The sequence below is a fragment of the Natrialba sp. PRR66 genome (assembly GCF_034808065.1).
In the GTDB taxonomy this organism is placed as follows: Archaea; Halobacteriota; Halobacteria; order Halobacteriales; family Natrialbaceae; genus Natrialba; species Natrialba aegyptia.
On record NZ_JAXHGN010000005.1, the window covers coordinates 408,285 to 427,990 of the forward strand.

The 19,706-nt window shown below is 64.0% G+C and carries 20 protein-coding genes; 6 read left to right on the forward strand and 14 right to left on the reverse strand.

The window, feature by feature from the left end; translation table 11 throughout:
* Positions 1-68: 68 nt before the first annotated feature.
* The 3 genes from SM755_RS18995 to dnaJ form a co-directional block, all read right to left on the reverse strand.
* Positions 69-638, reverse strand: a complete 570-nt coding sequence (locus SM755_RS18995) for an FAD-dependent oxidoreductase (RefSeq protein WP_323174018.1) — start codon at positions 636-638, stop codon at positions 69-71.
* A gap of 75 nt (positions 639-713) precedes the next feature.
* Positions 714-1,478, reverse strand: a complete 765-nt coding sequence (locus SM755_RS19000) for a hypothetical protein (protein ID WP_323174019.1) — start codon at positions 1,476-1,478, stop codon at positions 714-716.
* 70 nt (positions 1,479-1,548) lie between these two features.
* Positions 1,549-2,721: a molecular chaperone DnaJ gene (dnaJ, locus tag SM755_RS19005; protein WP_323174071.1), complete on the reverse strand. Its 1,173-nt coding sequence runs from the start codon at positions 2,719-2,721 to the stop codon at positions 1,549-1,551.
* Positions 2,722-2,951: 230 nt separating this feature from the next.
* Between dnaJ and SM755_RS19010 the strand changes: the two genes are divergently transcribed.
* Positions 2,952-3,737, forward strand: a complete 786-nt coding sequence (locus SM755_RS19010) for an SDR family NAD(P)-dependent oxidoreductase (protein WP_049903737.1) — start codon at positions 2,952-2,954, stop codon at positions 3,735-3,737.
* A 260-nt stretch (positions 3,738-3,997) separates the two neighbouring features.
* On the opposite strand, the gene dnaK is transcribed toward SM755_RS19010, so the two are convergent.
* The 3 genes from dnaK to SM755_RS19025 all read right to left on the reverse strand — a co-directional run bounded on the left by dnaK (position 3,998) and on the right by SM755_RS19025 (position 8,257).
* Complete coding sequence (dnaK, locus tag SM755_RS19015) at positions 3,998-5,941, reverse strand: molecular chaperone DnaK (RefSeq protein ID WP_323174020.1); 1,944 nt, start codon at positions 5,939-5,941, stop codon at positions 3,998-4,000.
* Between the two features lie 532 nt (positions 5,942-6,473).
* Positions 6,474-7,247: an ABC transporter permease gene (locus SM755_RS19020; RefSeq protein WP_323174021.1), complete on the reverse strand. Its 774-nt coding sequence runs from the start codon at positions 7,245-7,247 to the stop codon at positions 6,474-6,476.
* Positions 7,244-8,257 (reverse strand): ABC transporter ATP-binding protein, encoded by a 1,014-nt coding sequence (locus tag SM755_RS19025; RefSeq protein WP_323174022.1) that lies wholly within the window; start codon positions 8,255-8,257, stop codon positions 7,244-7,246. Before SM755_RS19025 ends, SM755_RS19020 begins: the two co-directional genes overlap by 4 nt.
* Before the next feature lie 844 nt (positions 8,258-9,101).
* Between SM755_RS19025 and SM755_RS19030 the strand changes: the two genes are divergently transcribed.
* Positions 9,102-9,371 carry a hypothetical protein gene (locus tag SM755_RS19030; protein WP_323174023.1) on the forward strand — a complete coding sequence of 90 codons (270 nt, stop codon included), beginning with the start codon at positions 9,102-9,104 and terminating at the stop codon, positions 9,369-9,371.
* Between the two features lie 312 nt (positions 9,372-9,683).
* Here SM755_RS19030 and SM755_RS19035 read toward each other — a convergent pair whose 3' ends face one another.
* The gene (locus SM755_RS19035) at positions 9,684-10,325 is read right to left on the reverse strand and encodes a helix-turn-helix domain-containing protein (protein ID WP_006666382.1); all 642 of its coding nucleotides are present in this window, start codon (positions 10,323-10,325) and stop codon (positions 9,684-9,686) included.
* 146 nt (positions 10,326-10,471) lie between these two features.
* A complete protein-coding gene (locus SM755_RS19040; RefSeq protein WP_323174024.1) occupies positions 10,472-11,302 on the reverse strand; it encodes a hypothetical protein in 831 nt (276 codons plus the stop codon).
* A gap of 165 nt (positions 11,303-11,467) precedes the next feature.
* Between SM755_RS19040 and SM755_RS19045 the strand changes: the two genes are divergently transcribed.
* Positions 11,468-11,854, forward strand: coding sequence for a MaoC/PaaZ C-terminal domain-containing protein (locus SM755_RS19045; RefSeq protein WP_006666380.1), 387 nt, complete (start codon positions 11,468-11,470; stop codon positions 11,852-11,854).
* Positions 11,855-11,880: 26 nt separating this feature from the next.
* Here the strand turns inward: SM755_RS19045 and SM755_RS19050 are convergent, their stop codons facing one another.
* The 5 genes from SM755_RS19050 to SM755_RS19070 all read right to left on the reverse strand — a co-directional run bounded on the left by SM755_RS19050 (position 11,881) and on the right by SM755_RS19070 (position 14,967).
* The gene (locus SM755_RS19050) at positions 11,881-12,321 is read right to left on the reverse strand and encodes an RNA-binding protein (protein ID WP_323174025.1); all 441 of its coding nucleotides are present in this window, start codon (positions 12,319-12,321) and stop codon (positions 11,881-11,883) included.
* Between the two features lie 234 nt (positions 12,322-12,555).
* Positions 12,556-12,777 (reverse strand): hypothetical protein, encoded by a 222-nt coding sequence (locus SM755_RS19055; protein WP_006824539.1) that lies wholly within the window; start codon positions 12,775-12,777, stop codon positions 12,556-12,558.
* 111 nt (positions 12,778-12,888) lie between these two features.
* Entirely contained in the window at positions 12,889-13,287 is a 399-nt protein-coding gene (locus SM755_RS19060) for a hypothetical protein (protein WP_323174026.1), read from the reverse strand.
* On the reverse strand, positions 13,284-14,174 hold the full coding sequence (locus tag SM755_RS19065) for a succinylglutamate desuccinylase/aspartoacylase family protein (RefSeq protein WP_323174027.1): 891 nt from the start codon (positions 14,172-14,174) through the stop codon (positions 13,284-13,286). Before SM755_RS19065 ends, SM755_RS19060 begins: the two co-directional genes overlap by 4 nt.
* 115 nt (positions 14,175-14,289) lie before the next feature.
* Positions 14,290-14,967, reverse strand: a complete 678-nt coding sequence (locus tag SM755_RS19070) for a type 1 glutamine amidotransferase domain-containing protein (protein ID WP_323174028.1) — start codon at positions 14,965-14,967, stop codon at positions 14,290-14,292.
* A gap of 154 nt (positions 14,968-15,121) precedes the next feature.
* Between SM755_RS19070 and SM755_RS19075 the strand changes: the two genes are divergently transcribed.
* Positions 15,122-15,604: an Hsp20/alpha crystallin family protein gene (locus SM755_RS19075; RefSeq protein ID WP_006666374.1), complete on the forward strand. Its 483-nt coding sequence runs from the start codon at positions 15,122-15,124 to the stop codon at positions 15,602-15,604.
* Positions 15,605-15,609: 5 nt separating this feature from the next.
* Here the strand turns inward: SM755_RS19075 and SM755_RS19080 are convergent, their stop codons facing one another.
* Complete coding sequence (locus SM755_RS19080) at positions 15,610-16,629, reverse strand: bifunctional oligoribonuclease/PAP phosphatase NrnA (protein WP_323174072.1); 1,020 nt, start codon at positions 16,627-16,629, stop codon at positions 15,610-15,612.
* A 262-nt stretch (positions 16,630-16,891) separates the two neighbouring features.
* Between SM755_RS19080 and SM755_RS19085 the strand changes: the two genes are divergently transcribed.
* Both SM755_RS19085 and SM755_RS19090 read left to right on the forward strand, forming a co-directional pair.
* On the forward strand, positions 16,892-18,073 hold the full coding sequence (locus SM755_RS19085; RefSeq protein WP_323174029.1) for a thiolase domain-containing protein: 1,182 nt from the start codon (positions 16,892-16,894) through the stop codon (positions 18,071-18,073).
* Positions 18,070-19,575 (forward strand): zinc ribbon domain-containing protein, encoded by a 1,506-nt coding sequence (locus SM755_RS19090; RefSeq protein ID WP_323174030.1) that lies wholly within the window; start codon positions 18,070-18,072, stop codon positions 19,573-19,575. Before SM755_RS19085 ends, SM755_RS19090 begins: the two co-directional genes overlap by 4 nt.
* Positions 19,576-19,706 lie beyond the last annotated feature (131 nt).

A 19,706-nucleotide genomic window follows, 5' to 3' on the forward strand; every position in this document is an offset into this window, starting at 1 on the left:
CGTCCACCGAGCAGGGAGTTAGTCGCGAGGCCCGAACGTGCAGGCCGTGGAGTGGCGGTAACGGTCGCTCACTCGCTGAGCGACGGTACGTCGGCGGGCGTATCGAAGTCGTGGAAGTGTTCGCCTTTCTCCTTGCTGAGGATGTCGAGCGCCGCCGAGCCACCGTCGCCGGCCGCGATGACGGCCTGCCACTCCTCGGCGCGCACCATCGCACCAGTCGCGTACAGGTCGTCGACGCTCGTCTCCATGTCGAGGTCGACGTCGACGGTGTCCTCGTCGTCGAACGCGAGATCGAGTTCTTCAGCGAGCGATCGATCCGCGCCGGTCGCGAGCACGACGTAGGTTGCCTCGTACTCGTCGGCCTCGGTTTCGATGTGGAACCCGTTGTCCGCCCGTTCGATGCCGACGACCGGTTCGTCGCCGTTGATCGAGCCACCGCGGTCCTCGACCTGTCCGCGGGCGATTTCGAGGAACTCGTCCCCGCTGAGACTGCGGACGCCGAGGTAGTTGAACAGGTGGGCCTTGTGCATCCACGTGTCGTCGGTGTCGAAAACGACCGTTTCGAGACCGTTCTTTGCAGTGAAAAGGGCGGCGCTTAGGCCGGCGGGACCCCCGCCGACGATAGCAACATCTGCCATACGTCACGTATGGACGAACGTACAGTTAAACGATTTTGTCCGAATTATTACTCGTTCGCGCCGCGGTGTGACGCGTTACAATAGCGATATCGCAGCCGGATCGAGTTGTACGCGTTCCGGTCGTGTCGTCCGTGAGACGGCGACCGCCCCACGCTCGTCCGCAGGGGCCAACTCGGGCGGGTCCCCGTCGGCCGGAAGGACGACCACGGCCTTCGCAAGCAGCGGTGCGAGGACGCCCGCGACCGCAACTCGCGGGTCGGCGAGCGACTCGCGGACGACGACGCGCTTGCCCGCCTCGAGTTCGAACTCGTCGATGACCGCTCGAGCAGTCTCGATCGCACTCGCGTGGCTCACCGTCCGTTTCCCGTCGGTCAGTAGCACCGTGTCTGGATCGAGCATCTGCGGCGGAAACGACGGGTTCTCGCTCCAGAGGCCGGCATCGAAGTGCCTGACACCCGGTGTGGTCGGCTCGTCGCCGTATCCGAGTTTGCCGGTTCCCCGCGGCAGGTCATAGCGTCCAGTCTCGAGGTCGTCGACGGGTGCGACCAGCGCCTGCAGGTCGTCCGCGTCGCCGAGGTCGGCCGGCGGCTCGAAGTGCGTCTTGCCGCCGAGCAGCGTCGTCCCGAAACACGCGAGCAGGGCGAGCGGGCCGCTGCCGACGACGCCGACGGTCGTCCCCTCGTGAACGCCCGCGTGTCGCAGGAAGTTGCCGGCCTTCCAGGTCGTCGTACACAGCCAGTGTGCGTCGAACTCGCGGCCCGTTCCGTCGACGAGGACCGTTCGGTCACCGCGGCGGTCCCTGCCGAACAACTCGTCGACTGTCGCGACACGCTCGGTCATACCCGTCACTGGGTCCCGCGATGAAAAAAGCGCGCCGAAACGAGCGGCCGAGCGAGCGCCGAGTCGCCGCTCAGAACGCGCGCTTGATCCGCTCGAAGAAGCCTTCGTTGACCTCGATTTCGTCCCCGCCCGCCTCGGCAAACGCCTCCAGGGCCTCGCGTTGCTCCTCGTTGAGCGAGTCCGGCGTGACGACTTGCACCTTCACGTAGAGATCGCCCTGCCCGCGCCGGCGCAGCCGCGGCATCCCCTTGCCCTGTATCCGGAACGTCTCCCCGCTCTGGGTGCCCCGCGGCACGTCGAACTCGACGGCCCCGTCGAGCGTCGGCACCTCGATCGTGTCGCCGAAGGTCGCTTGCGGGAACGAAATCGGCAACCGGTAGCGCAGGTCGTCCCCGTCGCGCTCGAACTCGTCGTGCTCGCGGATCGCAACGTCGATCAGCAGGTCGCCGTGTGGGCCGCCGTCGGGACTGGGCGCACCCTCACCCTCCATCCGGAGCGTCTGGCCCTCCTGAATACCCGCCGGCACCTCGACGGTGAGCGTCGCCTCGTTGCGGACGTAGCCCTCGCCGCGACAGGAGTCGCAGGTTTCCGAGTAGAGGGTTCCGTCGCCCTCACACTGCGGGCAGGTCGTCGTCTGCTGGACGCGACCGAGCGGCGTCTGCTGGACCTGCGTCACCTGCCCGCGACCCTGACACTCCGGACAGGTTCGAGACTCAGCGTCCGGCGGGTGGCCCTCGCCGCCGCAGTCATCGCACTCCTCGGGGCGCTCGACGGAGAACTGCTTCTCGACGCCCTCGAAGGCCTCCTCGAGTTCAATATCGAGTTCGGTGCGCAGGTCGCGTCCTTTCTGCGGTCGACGGCGGCCCCGACCGCCGCCGCGGCCGCCGCCCCCGAAGACTTGCTCGAAGATGTCGCCGAGACCGCCGCCACCCATGCCGCCACCGCCCATGCCACCGAACGGGCCGCCGCCCATCCCGCCACCCATGCCGCCCTCGCTGGCGTCGAAGCCGTGTTTCTCGGCCTGTTCGTAGCGGTCGTGGCCCATGCGGTCGTAGGCCTGGCGCTTTTCCTCGTCGGTCAGGACCTGTTTTGCCTTCTGGATCTTCTTGAACTTCTCCTCGGCGTCCGGGTCGTCGCTGACGTCCGGATGGTACTCCGTGGCCTTCTTCCGGTACGCCTGTTTGATCTCTTCGGTGTCCGCGTCCGGACTCACACCGAGTACGTCGTAGAAGTCCTCGCTCATTCGTTGTTCCATCGATACTCGGTTGAACCACTTGAAACGACCGTTCCCCGAAAACGATCGACCATGTCTCGTCTCCGGCCGGTACGCCCCGTCAACTGATCGGACACCCGGCGGCTGAACTCGGGACACTCCGTGCTGGGAGACGATCCGCCGCTGACTCTTTCCTGTCTGGATAGTCACGATCACAAGACACAATACGTAAGTGGATAGGTCGGGCCATCAGCGATAGTATGGCTCCCCAATCGGAGACACGAACGGTGATCGTAACGGGTTCGACCAGAGGACTTGGACAGCGAATTGCAGAACGGTTCGCGGAAACCGGCGATAACGTCGTTATCTGCTCGCGCTCGCTTTCGGATTGTAAACGGGTCGTCGACGAGTTCGAGGAGAACGACTACGACGGCACGGCTCACGCGGTCGAAGTCGACGTGAGCGAGAAGTCGTCCGTCGAAAATTTGATCGACGAAACCGTCGACCGGTTCGGTCGTCTCGACGTGCTGGTAAACAACGCGGGAATCAACATCCGCGGTCCGGCAGAGGAGATGTCGGCCGCGGACTGGCAGCGGGTCGTCGACGTGAATCTCACGGGCGTTTTCTTCTGTGCACAGGCGGCGGGCACCCAAATGATCGACCAGGGGGACGGCGGCCACATCGTCAATATTTCGAGCATGATGGGAAAGATGGGACAACAGGATCGAACGCCCTACAATACGACGAAAGGCGGTGTGAACAATCTCACCCGGTGTCTCGCCGTCGAATGGGCGGAACACGATATCCACGTAAACGCTCTCGCACCGGGATACATCATGACCGAGATGGTCGAGCAAGCCCAGGACGATACCGGATTCGACCAACAGGATATCAGGGATCGGACGCCGCTCGACCGGTTCGGGACGCCGGACGAGGTCGCAAACTGCGTCGCGTTCCTCGCTTCCGATGAGACGTTCGTGACCGGCGAAGTGCTCACCGCTGATGGCGGCTGGACGGCATTCGGCTGGGGTTGCAAAGACAACTGAAAACCGCCGCTTCCGCCCCGCCGAATCCCGGGAATCGAGCGGCGCGTTTACCTATCACAAGCGGGAGAACGCGGCAGGAAGTGGGCGAAATAGGGAGGAAGAGGTCCGTCTCACTATCCCGAGTTCACGCCACTGCCAACGCCGGCGCTGTCGGCGGATCGGGAACAGAGTTCATTTCGGCACCCGTGACAGCCGCGTTGGATTCAATCGCGCCGCTAGAGTAAAACGAAGAAAACCGCTCGAAACTCCGTCAGAGACCGTTACTCGTCGTCTTCGTCCTCGACTTCGAAGTCAACGTCCTCGAAATCGGCGTCGACGAACTCTTCGTCGTCACCGCCGGCAGTGCCGCTCGGGCCCGGGTTGGGGCCGCCGCCCATGCCACCCATGCCGCCGGCACCGGCTGCACCAGCACCGCCGGCTGCGCCGGCACCGCCAGCACCGCCAGCGCCAGCAGCGCCGGCCTCCTGATACATCTGCTTGCCGATCTCCTGCAGTTCGGTGCTCAGGTCCTCGGTCGCGGTCTCGATGTCCTCGGCCGTCGCCTCGTCGTCGTCGATCGTCGCCTCGAGTTCTTCGATAGCCGCCTCGATGTCGCCGCGCAGGCCGTCGTCGACCGCCTCCTCGTTCTCTTCGAGGAGGGTTTCGGCGCGCTGAATCGTCGCTTCGGCCGTGTTCCGCGCCTCGATGCGCTGGCGCTTCTTCTCGTCTTCTTCGGCGTGCTTTTCGGCTTCCTGCTGCATTTCGTCGATTTCGGCGTCGGAGAGGCCAGCGCCGCCCTCGATGGTGATCTCTTCGGTTTCGCCGCTGCCCTTGTCCTCGGCGGAGACGTTGACGATACCGTTTTCGTCAATACTGAAGGTGACCTCGATCTGTGGCGTTCCCGCGGGTGCCGGTGGGATGCCGGTCAGGTGGAACTCGCCGAGCAGTTCGTTCTTCTCCGCGAGTTCGCGTTCGCCCTGGAAAACTCGGACCTGGACTGTGGTCTGGTTGTCCGCGGCGGTGGTGAAGATCTTCGACTCCTCGGTCGGGATGGTCGTGTTCTTCTCGATGAGGCGTTCGAAGAGACCGCCCTTGACTTCGATACCCAGCGAGAGCGGCGTCACGTCTAGCAGGACGATATCGTCGACCTCGCCGCCGAGGACGCCGCCCTGGATGGCCGCGCCGAGCGCGACGGCTTCGTCGGGGTTGACGTTCTTCTGGGGTTCCTGGCCGGCGAGTTCTTCGACCTTCTCGGCGACCTGGGGCATCCGCGTGGAGCCGCCGACGAGGAGGACTTCGTCGATGTCGTCTTTCTCGTAGCCGGCGTCTTCGAGCGCCTGCTCGGTCGGCTCGACGGTGCGCTCGATGAGGTCCTGGGTCAGGGATTCGAACTTCGCGCGCGTGAGCGATTCTTCGAGGTGGATCGGGCCGTCGTCGGTGGCCGTGATAAAGGGTAGGTTGATCTCCGTCTCTTTCCGACTGCTGAGCTCGATCTTGGCCTCCTCGGCGGCGTCCTTGAGCCGCTGGAGCGCCTGGCGGTCCTCGCGGAGATCGATGCCGTGGTCGGCCTCGAACTCGTCGGCGAGGTAGTCGATAATGGCTTCGTCCCAGTCGTCGCCGCCGAGGTCGTTGTCCCCGTTCGTTGCAACGACTTCGTAGACGCCGCCGCCGAGGTCGAGGATGGAAACGTCGAAGGTCCCGCCACCGAGGTCGTAGACGAGGACGGTCTGGTCGGCGTCGTCTTCGAGTCCGTAGGCCATCGAGGCGGCGGTGGGCTCGTTGATGATGCGCTCGACGTCGAAGCCGGCGATTTCGCCGGCGTCCTTGGTCGCCTGGCGCTGGCGGTCGGAGAAGTACGCGGGGACGGTGATGACGGCCTTCTCGACGTCGTCGCCGAGGTACTCTTCGGCGTCGCGCTTGATCTTCTGGAGGATCATGGCCGAGATTTCCTCGGGGGTGTACTCTTCGCCCTCGATATCGACGGTGTAATCGTCGTCGCCGATGTGGCGCTTGATCGAGGCGATCGTCTTTTCGGGGTTCTGGATCGCCTGGTTCTTCGCGGGTTTGCCGACGAGCCGCTCGTCGTCGTCGGTGAACGCGACGACGGAGGGGGTCGTCCGTTCGCCTTCGGCGTTGACGATGATCTCCGGATCGCCGCCTTCCATGACGGCGAACGCGCTGTTCGTCGTACCGAGGTCGATTCCGAGAATCTTGTTGCTCGCCATTGTGGAGGGTATTGTGCGCACTTTGTTTTAAGCGTTACTAGCCAGACTCGTGAGCCGAATAAAATTCTGGACACGCCGTTGTCACTGTTCCGTCGGGCGATTTTGCAGACGGGTGGAGATAGAGACGGATAAGCCTGGTGGCCGATATTGAGTTATCATTCGATGAGACGTGGAACGGTCGTCCGTCTAGTTATTCAGCGATAGAGATGCGTTGCTACCTTCAACAAGTAGAACGGAAGCCGCTAACCGGACGTAGGATGTCCCAGTTGCTGAGACAACCGAGACGCGGCTTCCGAGCCGGCGAGGGGACGCAGCCACAATTGGGTACGTTCTCACGAGAGAGAAGGAACGCGGCCGCAACCGAAACGGTACGACAGCTAGTGCCCTGGATCGCGTCGATAATCATCGCAGCGGCCATGATCGGCTCTTCGGCACGGTGCTGACACTGTCCCAGGGAAACTGTCCCGTACCCGAACTGAACTCGACGGTCGTGGACGATCCAAAAGGGGATCTCGTCGCTCGAGTTCAGCGGCTAGTAGTGACCGAGGATTCCCTTTCGTCGGGCGCGGCGCTGTGCCCACCGGAAGACGTAGTAGCCGGCCGCGGGATACGCGATCGCGGTACCGACCAGTAGCAGGATTTCCGGCGCGGGAATCTCCCAGAGACGGATTCCGCCGTCCATCGTTCGCCGCAGGAGATAGCTTCCCTGGGCGAGGGGGATCGCCTTCAACCAGGCGACCGATTCGACCGGTGCGGCGATGAACCCGACAAGCGCGAAGTTTACCACGCTCAGTAGGTCCTCGATCCGTTTGTACAGGATCGAAAGCCCCGCGAAGCAAAACCCGATACCGATCGCGGAGGCGAGGGTGAGCGCGCCGAGCGGGAGAACCGTCCCGAGATCCACCTGGAGCGACCGGCCGGATGTCACCAACAGCAGGAGCAACATAACGAGACCCCAGCCGAAGTTGATGGTCGTCCCGACGGCCGCTTTCACCAGCATTATCGTTCGGATGCCGAACGGGGTCATGTACAACTGCTCGAAGGTGCCCCACTGCGCTTCCGCTGTCACGGACCACGCGAGATAGCCGAACGATAGGGAGGCCATCGTCCAGAGGAAGAAGCCCACGATTATCCCGTCGAGAGACGCCGTGAGCGCGGGACCCGCTACCGCCTGCCCGCCGAAAAAGATCAGCACGAAGAAGAGATAGGTCAGGAACAGATTCGAGAGCGTATTAACCGGATAGCGAACCATCAGAATAAGCTCCTTGCGTGCGATCGCTCGCGTCAACGTGAGCAGGGCGTTCATCGTTCCCCTCCGTTTTGAGTTTCCGGCCGAGCCGCCTCGGTCGTCAGTTCGAGGAAGACGTTCTCGAGATCCGGCTGCAACGACTGGATCGAAACGAGCGGGACGGCCTCCCGCTGGAGTTCGTTCAGCAGCGTGTAGACGGAATCCTCGGATCGAGGCGTTGCTTCGAACCGTACGTGTTCGCCGATCCGCTCCCAACCCTGGGCGTTGTACCGGTGCTCGAGTCGATCTTTCGCCGCCTCCGAAAGCGGTGATCCGACGGTTAATTGGTACGCCTGCGTCCGGAAGAGTTCGACGAGATTCTCGACGGTGTCGTCCGCGACGATTCGCCCGGCGCGCACGATGATGACGCGATCGCAGACGGCTTCCACGAGGTCCATATCGTGGCTGCTGAGCACGACCGTCATCGAACGGTCGTCCGTAAGCCGCCGTATCTCCTGCCGGAGGTCGAGCGACGTTTCGACGTCGAGCCCGAGCGTCGGCTCGTCGAGGAAGATCACGTCCGTTTGCCGCGCCAGGGTGCAGAGAAGGGAGACTTTCTGCTTCATCCCGCGCGAGAGTTCCCGGACGGGCGTGTCGGCCTTGTCTTCGAGTCCGTACCGTTCGATGAGCGCGTCGTGGTAATCCGCGGTCCGCTTCGGATCGAAGCCGTTGAGACTCGCGAAGAACTCGACGTTTTCGCGGACCGTGAGTCGCCAGTAGACGTTGCGGGCACCTTCTAGCATCGCACCGACGTGTCGATAGATCGCCGTCGTATTCGAGAGTGCGTCCGTTCCGGCGATCCGAACGTCGCCGGCCGTCGGAGTGATCAATCCCAGCATCATCTTGATCGCCGACGTTTTTCCGGCCCCGTTCGGGCCGAGAACGCCGACGACGGTACCGGGAGAAATATCGAAACTGACGCCGTCAACCGCTCGAACTGCAGCGTCTCCCTGTCCGTAGACCTTCGTGAGGTCGCGGACGGAGATGACCGGGTCGGCGGCCGTTTCCGCATCGCTGTGTCGCGCCATCAGCGCCCCCCGCCGGCGGCGAATCGCCGAGTTCGGAATCCGCCTCGTTTGCGTAGCGAGATGGGCGAGTCGTCCCCCTCACGGTCGGTGCCGAGGACGGACCGTTCGCTTCGATGCGTCCGGGTGGAGCGGCGGTTCGGGGTTGAGTGTCGATTCGATCTGAACTCGCTCTTCCGAGCGACGCGAGTTCGCTGATTGGTGGCTGGTAACATGTATTGTCGGCTTGACTATCATGGTTGTCTACACTACGGAGAACGTAGTAGGACGATCACGTAGCTGGCGCTCCGACTACAGTGCGTGGTCTACGCAAAGCAACCCGAGCGAAAAAAGCCGACCCAGCTACAGCGTTACCATTAGCTGACGCCACGGAACCGATATTCATAATCGTTTCGGTCGTGAGGGTTTCGCGGTTGGATATCCGCGTCTCAGCCCGGTTCGAACCGCCGAGAACGGCAGTACAGAAGCTGATTTCGCCGTCGGCTTCGATCCGTGAACTCGGTTACGATGCGGCCACACCGTCCCTGCATCCTCTGTCGTTAGTACGAACGGCGATTTTCGGCCGAGAGCGACACGAGTTCTATCGCGGCCGAACGCTCCTTCCCACCGTCCAGCGGTAGATATAAGTCACTACCAGTCAACAATTAGGACGGAAGCCATAACGGACATGAAAATGTCCCGGATGAGCCACCATCCGAGACGTGGCTTCCATGCGGTGTTGCACTGAAGCCATGTTTGCGTACATTCTCACGGGATATAAACATCCCGCACGGTTGATGCATCGACGGAGTCGACCAGTAGCAACGCGTTCTGCCGAACGAACGAGCGAATCGGGGTGCCGATCGGTATGACCGACGACGCGGGCGCGAGCGATGCGGCTAGCGACGGCACCGCGAGCGACGTGGGTGACAACGGCACTGCACCCGACACGGCTAGCAACGGCACCGAGACGACGGACGAACCGGAGACCGTCAGCCTCCCCCGCTGTCCCCGCTGTGGGACGCCGATCGCACAGCGAACCATGATCGGCCCCGGCGAAGCCGTCGCCGGCCCCTGCGGCTGTCGCGTCGCCCCGCCGGACCCCAACCGGTCCGACTCGAATTCCGACGCCGAGTAAGCCGCGGCCACCGCCAACCGAGTTCACCTACACTCGGGTCGCGGCGGCCAGCCGAGTTGTCGGCCGGTGTGCGAGACCACCATCACTCTCACCACCGCAGTCATCGAACCCACACCGACACCCACCACAACCACCACCACCGCCACAACTCGGCCCGCAAACGCGACGCTCGGGTGAACTCCAGAGTCAAATTCACCGCCGCCAACGCTCGGCGCTGAAACCGTCGTAGCGAATCCCGACAATCGACGAGCACCGCGCTCCCGCTGAACACCCGCCGAGCGGTGTGCTGTAGCGCCCCCTCAGCCAGTCCCGTCAGTCGGGACCGCTGACGAAGGACTTGATAATCCGCGCCTCACCCCGCCGCAAAATCGTACTCGCAGTCGACTTGTCGATCCCGAGTTCGTCCGCCACCACAGCGAGGGTACACGTCCGCGGAATCTCGAAATACCCCATCCGAATCGCCGTTTCGATCACTTCTCGCTGGCGCGTCGTCAACAAGCGGTCCGCGTCCGGCGACTGAATCAACGAGAGGAGTTCGTACTCGTAGGGTCCGCCTTCGAGCAGCTCCTGCACGCGGTCCAGTTCCTGACGCGTCCCCGTGAGATCGAACTCGTACCAGCCGTCTTGTACCGTGATCGGGAACTCGATCGTGAGCGACGACCGTTCGACGAACTCGTACAGGGCGGTGTCGGTCGTCTCGTATTTGACGAGCGCGCGCCGCGCGTCCGATTCCAGCAGTTCGGAGATCTCTATCGAGGGATGGTCGGCCATCGCCGCGACGACGGCCGCCGGTCGGTCGGTGATCGTTTCGCCGAGTTCCAGCGCCCGCTCTTCGGTCCGGTATCCCGAGAGGAGCCTGAACGTCGCCTGCGGGAACGCGGTGGAGAGTTGAGCTACCCAGAGGGCTTCCGAGAGCCGTATCCGGAACGTCGCGCTAATCATCCGCTCCGTCATCGCGGGTTAGTCCGTCTCGTGTCATCGTCCACCGTTTCCGTAGGGCGTCGTGTAACTGCCTAGTACACGCCGATCGATATTAGTCTCCGGTTCCGGTTGCAGGCCGCGTGACGTACCCGCTGCCTGCGAGAATCCAACGGACTCGGTCACGCGACCAGCGGCGCAAGCGCCAGCGAAAACGCCAGGAGTAAGAGTCCCGCGTAGAGGCCCCCGACGAGCCAGACGACCTTTCGGGGTGCGGTGATCCGGCCCTGTTGCTCGGCGCGCGCAGCCACGTAGCCTGCTAGCGGAAGCACCTGCAACGCGTGGAGGCCGGCGAAGTGTGCCACCCGAAAATCCCCGACGAGCGTCCAGCCGACCGCCGGCAGCGTGTAGCCGCTACCGACGGAGTTCGTATTCAACACGCCCATCACCTGCCCCTCGAACGCGCCGACGACGAACAGCCCACCGCCGAGTGTAATCCCCAGCGCGAACGCCGGATGAACGTCGAATCCGTTTCGCGTCGCGCGAACGAACAGCCACGCGACCAGCAGCGTCATCGCGACGATCACCGCTCCCATCGTCACGTAGATGGCCGTGTCGACCGTCGTCGCGTAGTTGAAATGCGACCGGGTGCCACGAGCGGCCTGGCCGGCGATTGCGACGATTTCGATGCCCAGCGCACCCGCGATGGCCCACGAACTCGATCGACGAAATCGCCGCGAAACCGTCAGGTGCGGTGTAAGCCAGGCGAGGGTCGCGGTAAACAGACAGATCGAGACGGCAAACTTCGTCGGTTTGAGCCACGCGGACTCCCCGTTGACGACACTGGGGTCTACCGCGAGCCCGACGAGAAAACCCAGACCCAGAACGGCGTTTCCCGTGGCGGTCCAGAACAGGATCGGATTTCTTCCGTGGAGGTCTCGCGGGAGCGCTGTCAGTCTATGTACGGACGTTCCGTATCCGGTGGTAACAGACACGTCGTCGTTCCCGTTCATACGGAATCGACGGGCGTCGATCGCTTAGCTGCTTCACCAACATGTTGGGTTCCCCAGTGGGTTGCGATCCGACGGCTCGACCGACGAGCGCGTTATGATTGCTGCAGACCAACGAGTTCAGCGACCGCCATCGTTACGACGACCCGACCGGTACTGTCCGGTTGCATGAACCCACCAGTCGAAGGGGAGACGCGAACGTTCGAGCGGACGTTCACGGTAGCTGATGTCAAGCAGTTTGCCGAACTCTCCGGGGACGCGCAGCCGCGTCACACTGACGCGGATGAAGACGGTCGGGTGATGGTCCAGGGGTTGTTGACGGCGACCATGCCCACGAAGATCGGCGGCGACAACGAGGTACTGGCGCGGACGATGGAGATCGAGTTCATCCGACCGGTCTACACCGGAGAACACATCACGTGTCGGTCAACATACGAGACAGTCGCAGAACGAGACGACCGCTACGAGTTCACGTCGGCCGTCGACTGCGAGAACGAGGGTGGCGAGACCGTGTTGCGGGCGACGATTGAGGGGCTTATTTGGAAGGATGCCTGACACCGACAGGAGGGGAGTTCCTCGGTCTACGACGACTCGTCGCGCAGCCGTTCGAGAACGTCCCGCGCGTTCTCCAGGGCCTGTTCTTTCTTCGCCGGGTAGGCTTCGACCTTCGCCCGGAACATGATGCCGTCGCCGACGCGGACGGTTCCCCCGAAGGCGGCCTGCTTGTCCAGGCGCACGAAGAGTTCGGTGTTTTCGGTCACGCGGTCGTCGAGTTCGTCGAGCAGGGTGCCGAACGACTCGAGTTCGGTGAGTTGCGAGAGGACGTGGCGAACGTCGTCGGCGTTTTCGACGCGCGCCGAGAGGATGAGGATGCGGTCGCCGTAGTGGCCCTCGGTTTCGGCGCGATCGATTTCGAACTCTTCGGGGAGGAAGGTACGCAGGGCTTGCTCGACGCGCTTTTCGTCTTCGGTGGCGTAGCAGAACGTTCGGATGTCGACGTAGTGAAGCGGGATCTGTGGCATCGGTGTCGGTGTCGGTCTCGGTGTGAGTGTGGGCCTCAGAGTCGAGTTCGATTCGACGTCGGTGTCGGTGCCGATCGTAGTGGCAGTCTCGGTATCGCCGTCAGCGTCGGTTCGGTGTCGGTGACAAAACGGGACAGCGCGTGAAGGAGGTATTCACACGGCCAGCGGCTACACCCGACAAGAGAGGCAGTCGTGTGCCGAGCGTCGAGAGGCAGATACTGCCCGTGTATCGCGTTAGTTGTCGGTGTCTGCGTCTGTGTCGTCGTCTGCGTCCTCCTCGGCAGCCGCCTCCAGATCGTCCTCCGGAATCCCCGTCTCCTGGCCGTCCTCGAAGCTCACGGTGTAGGTTACATCGCCGAACATCGACTCCATCGTCTGGGTGATGGTGCCGGTGTCACCGTCGAACTCGCTGTGCTTGTCGTTCAGCACGACTCTGTCGTCTTCCTCGAAGCTCATAGTCGCAGTTCCCCGCCACCGCGTAAAAAGGGACTGATTCGCGTCACGATAGCTCGGTCGTGCCAGTGACGATCTGGTGACGATCTCGAGGCGACTGCCGCGAAAGCGTCCTCACAGCCGGCGGCGTTGTTCGTCCGCTGACTTCGTGCCCTCCGGCTCGGTCCCGGCCGACCGAACACGCAGCCACTCGCATCCGGCTCCGACACTGACTGCGAGGCCGTAACAGCTTCCGAGGAACGGAATCCAGTACACCCAGAACTCGAATCGGGGAGCGAGGGCGTTACCGATTGCGGTGCCGACGCTGTAGAGCACGTAGCCCGGCAGCGCAAGCGGTGAGAAGAGTTCAGTCTTGAGCCAGCCGAGGGCGAACGGGACGACGAGCAGGATGTAGGTCGCGATCGTGACCGGACTGGTAAGGGCTCGTCGGACGAGCAAGAAGGGGCTTGTACGCAGCTCCCTCTCCTGTGGGTGTGAGACGGGCTCCGCGTTCGGATCGGACGAAGCGGTCATGAGTCGGCCCTCGTTTCTGAACTCGTCTCGGTCGAGTCTGCGGCCGTCTTCGCTTGCGTATTCGACGGGGTCGAGTTCGCTGGAGCCTGCTCGAACTCGAGTAAGCCGTGTAACGCGAGGACGTGCGCTGTGACGAGCCGTGCTTGCTGGGTTCTGGTCGCCTGGTCGAGGAGGAACTCGGTGGTTTCAAAGAGGTAGGTGGCGGCGTCGAGTTCGTGGGCGGCCTTCTGGAAGAGCAACGGACCGCCGGCGGTGCTTTCCTGGGCGGTAAATCGGTGGAACGGCAGGTACCACGGGACGGCGTCGTCGTTGAGCGCATCGACGAGTGGCTTGCCACGGGCGGCGGCCGAGTGAAAGACGACCTGGCCGACGTACTCTCGATGGAGGCCGTAGATACCCAGCGAGCGGTGCAAGTCGAGGACGACATCCGGGTCGTACCGTTCGACGGCATCCCAGATGCCGGCTGCGAGTGATGTCGTCGGTGACTCGTCGCCGGGGAATTGGCGATTGAGATCGCCACTGGTCCCCCTTCGAGTATCGTTTTCGACGGCGACGCGATTGGTTTCGGGGACGACGACGATCGTTCCCGCGTCGGGGTGCCAGTCGGCGACCTCGTGGGCGACTCGAATGCCGCTTCGCTCATCCCCGTGGATGCCGCCGAACACCATCGCTGTCGGCCCGTCTCGTTGGCTCTCGATCGCATACAGCGGTGTTTCGTGAACCGTCCCGGGGAGCAGCCGTTCCGTGCTCGTGCTGGCCTCGCCCCCCTCTCCGGGAGTGCGCGCCACGGAGAGTAGGCGATCGTTTCCCGTCTGTGAACTCGTGAGCCCAGCAGTCGCTGTGCCTGCGAGTGCAGTGACGGCGGCCAGAGCGCGCCGACGCCTCATCGTATGGATGAAATAGATACTGCCTAAAGCCCCTTCTCATTGGCGATTCCAGTGTCAGCCACGAAATCAAAGGGAGCCAACTAGTCGGTCGTACGATCTACCCGGTCACCCGAGATCAGCGTTCGAGTTCACTCAGCAGCGTCTCGGCTGCCGCACTCGAAGAGCCGGGGCCGCGGGCGGTGAGCAGGTCGCCGTCGACGGTGACGCTCGTGTCCTGGTCGAGTTCGGCGTCCCAGTTGCCGCCGGCGGCGATAACTTCGTCTTCGACCCAGTAGGGAAGTTTGCGCCCGCTCGGCATCAGATCGTTCTCGTCGACGATGGTCGCTTCCCACTCGTTGGGGAAGCCGGTCACGTCGCGGCCGTCGACGATGAACTCGCCGTCGCTGTCGCGGGCGAACGCGAGCAGGCCGAGGGCGTGACAGACGACGAGTGCTTTGCCGTCGCCTTCGATGGTGTTTCGGAGCAGTCGGCGGGCATCGCTGTCCTGATTGACGTCCCATTCGGTTCCGTGGCCCCCGGGGAAGACGACGGTGTCGTAGTCGGCGGCGTCGGCCTGTGCCGTCGGGATCGGATCGTTGAGCCGTTCGTCGTTCTCGTGGACATCGCGGACGTGTTCGGCGGTCTCCTCGCCGACCTCGTCGGGGTCGAGCGAGCGGTCGTCGATTTCCGGCGGACTGCCGGATGGCGTGGCGACTGTAATTTCGATCCCGGCGTTCGAGAGCGTTTCGAGCGGCTCGACACACTCCTCTCCCCAGTAACCTTCCTCGCTAACGACGAACAGTGCGCGTGTCATCGGTCACGGTAGGGTCGGAAGACTCAAAACCTCCATCCCTGCCAATGATACTGCCGGTACCGACACGGACTCTATGATACATGTTCGCATACGGAACCCTCAATCGATCCTGAAGTGGCCTTTTTCGCCGCTGAGAACGTAGTTGAATGCGACTATGGCAGACAGACCAAGTCCCTTCGACGGCATCGACGAACTGCTCGACAGACTCAATCGCCAGCTCGAGACGGCCGCACGCTCGTGGGAGTCGGGGATGGAGGATCGAAGCCGGTTCGACCTCTCGATGGGGAGCTCAGCGACGAGCCTCGACATGACCGACGAGGGTGATGCGTTCGTTGTCACCGTCGACGTGCCCGGCTACGAGACCGATGACCTCGACATCCGCCTCTCGGGAAAGACGCTGTCCATTCAAGGAGAACGAAAGCGGGCGACGGAAGACGAGGAGAGTGATGAGGGGGACGAGGGCGGCGATGTCTACATTCGCCGCGAGCGCGAGGTTCAGTCGTTCAGTCGACAGGTATCGGTTCCGGAACCGGTCGACGCCGAGAACGCCGATGCGACGGTCAACAACGGTATCCTGACGGTAGAACTTCCCAAACGCGACCCGGACAGTGAGTCACATCAGATCGACATCCAGTGAATCGATCACGTCGATGGTGACGACTCGTCCAGGTTCAACGCGTCGAAGAACCGCTGGGCGATTCGTCCGCTGACGAACGCGAGGAGTTCGTCCGCGTCGCCCTGTTCGTCGGCAAAGATACCGAGTCCGATGTGGCCGCCGGCCATGTCGTGATGCCCGCCGACCGACCCGAGTTCACCGAAGCCCTCGGTGAGCGTCTCGCCCATGTTGATCCGCGGGTCGATCGACCGGCCGCTGACCCGAATCGCGTCGCCGACGATGCCGTAGACGAGGACGGTGTCGACGCCCTCGAGATTGAGAAGGTAATCCGCCGCCTGCGGGAGCGCATCGGTCTCGGTAGTTTTGCCGACGCTGGCGATCATCGAGGAGCCGCGGCGATCCCGGGTCGCAATCGCTCGGCCGATCGCATCGAGTGTCCCCGGCGAGAACGCGCTGCCGTAGAGCTGTTCGAGCACGTCGAGTTCGGCGTCGGGATAGACGGTGAGTGCGGCCTCGTACTCGCGGCGGGTCGGGTCGCGGACGAAGTCGAGGCGTTCGCGGTGGACCGCAAAGAGCAGCGCCGAGGCGAGGCGACTGGTCAGATCGATATCGAGGCTGTCGAGGTATTCGACGAAGATCGTGGCCGTCGCGCCGTATTCGGTTCGCACGTCGACGAAGGGTGCTTCGACCGACTCCCCGGGGTGGTGGTCGACGACGATGTCGGGTTCGATGGCCGGGTCAAGCGCCGTGTTGCTCCCCGGAACGGTGTGATCGACGAACGCAATGGTTGTGAACTCGTCAATATCGCTGTCGAGTTCCTCAAGCGGTTGCACGTCGACGGCGAGCATGTTGACGAACGCCCGGTTCTGCTGGTGTGAAATCTCCCCACCATACGTGATGATCACCTCGTCGACGTCGTGCTCCTCGGCGATCGCCTCGAGTGCGATAGCGCTGGCCAGACAGTCGGGATCCGGATTGTCGTGACAGACGATCGCGAGCGACGAGGTCGACTCGAGCACCGAAACGAGGTCGGCCGCACGGGACATGGGCTGAACTCGTCCTACGGGAAACAGGGGTTTGAACCCAGTGACGGTAACGGGGACCGTTCCGACGCCGTCGCGGCGAAACTCGCCGTTGACTGGCGTCGCCTGCGGGTACGGAGACCGTACGAAGATGCCGCCTTCGAGTAGGCAGATCCGACTCGAGAACGCCCGGCCTACGTGCGGGGCCGAGATGAGCAACGGCTCGATACAGCGCGTGCGAACCATTGACGAAATCTATTTCATACCCGGACGACCGTTTTCGTGTATGCGAGACGCCTATCTCGTCGGTGCGGGACAGTCGGCCTACGGGGCCTTTCCCGAGGAGAGCTACCGCTCACTGTTTCGAACGGCGTTCGACGCGGCCGTAGACAGCGTTCCGGACGAGTTCGACGCGGACGAAATCGACGAGGCCTTCATCGGTACGCTCGGCGTCGGCGGCCGGCAACTCGGCCTCTCGGGGCCCGCCGTAACCGAACACGTCGGTCTCGACGGCGTTCCCTGTACGCGGGTCGAAAACGCCTGTGCGGCGAGCGGCTTCGCCGTCCGGCAGGCCGTCCAGGCCGTCAAATCCGGCATGGCAGATGTCGCCCTCGCGGGCGGCTTCGAGGTCATGACCGACATGAGTTCAGACGCGACGAAGTACTGGCTCGGCGTCTCCGGCGAAACCGAGTGGGAACGCCTCTCGGGAACCACCTTTTCCGGCGTCTACGCCCAGATGGCAAGCGCCCACATGAACGAGTACGGCACCACCCGCGAACAGCTCTCGCAGGTCGCCGTCAAGAACCACGCGAACGGCGCGAAGAATCCCCACGCCCAGCTCGGATTCGAGTGTTCACTCGAGGACGCCCAGTCCGCCCCGGTCGTCGCGGACCCGCTCAACCTCTATCACTGCTGTCCGACCTCCGACGGCGCGGCCTGCGCCCTGATCGTCAGCGAGGACGTCGTCGACGACTACACCGACGACCCGATCCGCGTCGCCGGCGTCGGCGCGGGCAGCGACAGCGTGGGACTGTTCCAGCGCGACACCTACACCGGCGTCCCCGCGAGCCGGCGCGCCGCCGAGACGGCCTACGAGATGGCCGACATCGATCCCACCGACCTCGACTTCGCAGAGGTCCACGACTGCTTCGCCATCGCCGAACTGCTCGCCTACGAGGATCTCGGCTTTTGCGAACCCGGCGAGGCCGGCGACCTCATCGAGTCCGGCGCGACCGAACTCGGCGGCGACCTCCCGGTCAACACCTCCGGCGGCCTCAAATCCAAGGGTCACCCCATCGGCGCGACCGGTGCGGGACAGGTCGTCGAGGCGTTCAAACAGCTCTCCGGGACGGCCGGCGAGCGACAGGTCGAAACCCCGACGCGCGGACTCACGCACAACGTCGGCGGCAGCGGCGGTGCTGCCGTCGTTCACGTATTTGAGAGGCAACAGGAGGTGAGCGCCCAATGACTGCGATCACCGCCGTCGGCGCGTACACCCCACGGTTCCGTATTTCGGCCGACGCGTTCGAGGAGGCCTGGGGCCACTTCCAGGCCGCCGGCATCGCCGAAAAGGCCGTCCCCGCCGCCGACGAGGACGCCCTGACGATGGGCTACGAGGCCGCAACCCGCGCACTCGAGGCGGCCGAACTCGCGGGTGGCGAGGTGGACTGGCTCGCGTTCGCCACCTCGACCCCGCCCGTCGCCGAGGAGGACCTGACCGCCCGTCTCGGCGCGATGCTCTCCGTCTCCGAGTCGGCCACCCGCCACGTCTTCACGGGAAGCACGCGGGCCGGAACGCGCGCGATCTGGGCCGGCGTGGACGCGATCGACGCAAACGCTGGCGAGGCGACCGCCCTCGTCGTCACCGCCGACGCCCCGATGGGCCACCCGGACAGCGAACTCGACCACGCCGCCGGCGCGGGTGCCGCGGCGCTCGTCCTCGAACCCGACGGCCCCGCCCACATCACCGACCGCGCCGAGTTCGCCCAACCCTATCCCGGAACGCGCTTCCGAAACACCGGCGACGACGAGACGCAGGGGCTCGGCGTCACGCAGTACGACCGCCGGGCGTTCACCCAAACGATCGGCGGTGCCGTCGCCGAACTCGAGCGCGAGCGGGACCCCGACGCCGCGGTGATCCAGGCACCGGACGGCAAACTCCCCTACCGCGCCGCCGGCGCAGCGGGCGTCGACACCGACGACATCCAGGCCGCTGCGACCGTCCACGAACTCGGCGATCTCGGTGCCGCGAGCGTCCCCGCCTCACTCGCCGCTGCACTCGCCGCCGGCACCGAGTCGATCCTCGCCGTCTCCTACGGCAGCGGAGCCGGGGCTGACGCGTTCGCGCTCGAGACCGCCGGAGACGTGCCAGCGCGCATTGATCTTGACGGTGACGACACCCTCTCGTACGCCGAGTACTTGCGCCAGCGCGGTGTCGTCACGACCGGCCCGCCATCGGGCGGCGGCGCGTACGTCAGCGTTCCCTCCTGGCAGCGTTCGATCCCCCAGCGGTACCGCCTCGAAGCCGGCCGCTGTCCCGACTGTGGCGCGCTCTCGTTCCCACCAACGGGTGCCTGTGACGGCTGCGGGACACTCGATGCCGCCGAGCCAGTTGAACTCGGCGGAACGGGGACCGTCGAAGCCGTCACGACGATTTCGCAGGGCGGCGCTCCACCGGAGTTTGCCCCACACCAATCCCGGAGTGGCGACTACGCGGCGGCGATCGTTGCACTCGACGCAGCGGCGGACGACCGCAATAGAGACGGAGACGGCAACGGAAACGAAACTGCAGACGCAAACACGAACGCGGAGACAGCCACGCCTCGCACGGTCAGCGTTCCTGCAATGGGCACCGACGCTGCACCCGAGGCCTTCGCTGTTGGTGATCGCGTCGAGACAACGATTCGCCGCATCTACACCCAGGAAGGTGTGACGCGATACGGATTCAAGATCCGACCACAAACGCCGTAGCGGTCGACGCTACGACTCGTCGCGCACTTGGCAGTGCATCGTTTTCTACCCAGCGTGTGCCCTCACTCGAGAGAACAGACGCCCAGACAACGACGAACTCGGGCCGAGCGAAAACGAGGGTGACTGGAAAG

Coding starts and splice junctions, on each gene's coding strand:
- SM755_RS18995 (WP_323174018.1), bottom strand. CDS start 638: ATGGCAGATGTTGCTATCGTCGGCGGGGGTCCCGCCGGCCTAAGCGCC.
- SM755_RS19000 (WP_323174019.1), bottom strand. CDS start 1,478: ATGACCGAGCGTGTCGCGACAGTCGACGAGTTGTTCGGCAGGGACCGC.
- dnaJ (WP_323174071.1), bottom strand. CDS start 2,721: ATGAGCGAGGACTTCTACGACGTACTCGGTGTGAGTCCGGACGCGGAC.
- SM755_RS19010 (WP_049903737.1), top strand. CDS start 2,952: ATGGCTCCCCAATCGGAGACACGAACGGTGATCGTAACGGGTTCGACC.
- dnaK (WP_323174020.1), bottom strand. CDS start 5,941: ATGGCGAGCAACAAGATTCTCGGAATCGACCTCGGTACGACGAACAGC.
- SM755_RS19020 (WP_323174021.1), bottom strand. CDS start 7,247: ATGAACGCCCTGCTCACGTTGACGCGAGCGATCGCACGCAAGGAGCTT.
- SM755_RS19025 (WP_323174022.1), bottom strand. CDS start 8,257: ATGGCGCGACACAGCGATGCGGAAACGGCCGCCGACCCGGTCATCTCC.
- SM755_RS19030 (WP_323174023.1), top strand. CDS start 9,102: ATGACCGACGACGCGGGCGCGAGCGATGCGGCTAGCGACGGCACCGCG.
- SM755_RS19035 (WP_006666382.1), bottom strand. CDS start 10,325: ATGACGGAGCGGATGATTAGCGCGACGTTCCGGATACGGCTCTCGGAA.
- SM755_RS19040 (WP_323174024.1), bottom strand. CDS start 11,302: ATGAACGGGAACGACGACGTGTCTGTTACCACCGGATACGGAACGTCC.
- SM755_RS19045 (WP_006666380.1), top strand. CDS start 11,468: ATGAACCCACCAGTCGAAGGGGAGACGCGAACGTTCGAGCGGACGTTC.
- SM755_RS19050 (WP_323174025.1), bottom strand. CDS start 12,321: ATGCCACAGATCCCGCTTCACTACGTCGACATCCGAACGTTCTGCTAC.
- SM755_RS19055 (WP_006824539.1), bottom strand. CDS start 12,777: ATGAGCTTCGAGGAAGACGACAGAGTCGTGCTGAACGACAAGCACAGC.
- SM755_RS19060 (WP_323174026.1), bottom strand. CDS start 13,287: ATGACCGCTTCGTCCGATCCGAACGCGGAGCCCGTCTCACACCCACAG.
- SM755_RS19065 (WP_323174027.1), bottom strand. CDS start 14,174: ATGAGGCGTCGGCGCGCTCTGGCCGCCGTCACTGCACTCGCAGGCACA.
- SM755_RS19070 (WP_323174028.1), bottom strand. CDS start 14,967: ATGACACGCGCACTGTTCGTCGTTAGCGAGGAAGGTTACTGGGGAGAG.
- SM755_RS19075 (WP_006666374.1), top strand. CDS start 15,122: ATGGCAGACAGACCAAGTCCCTTCGACGGCATCGACGAACTGCTCGAC.
- SM755_RS19080 (WP_323174072.1), bottom strand. CDS start 16,629: ATGTCCCGTGCGGCCGACCTCGTTTCGGTGCTCGAGTCGACCTCGTCG.
- SM755_RS19085 (WP_323174029.1), top strand. CDS start 16,892: ATGCGAGACGCCTATCTCGTCGGTGCGGGACAGTCGGCCTACGGGGCC.
- SM755_RS19090 (WP_323174030.1), top strand. CDS start 18,070: ATGACTGCGATCACCGCCGTCGGCGCGTACACCCCACGGTTCCGTATT.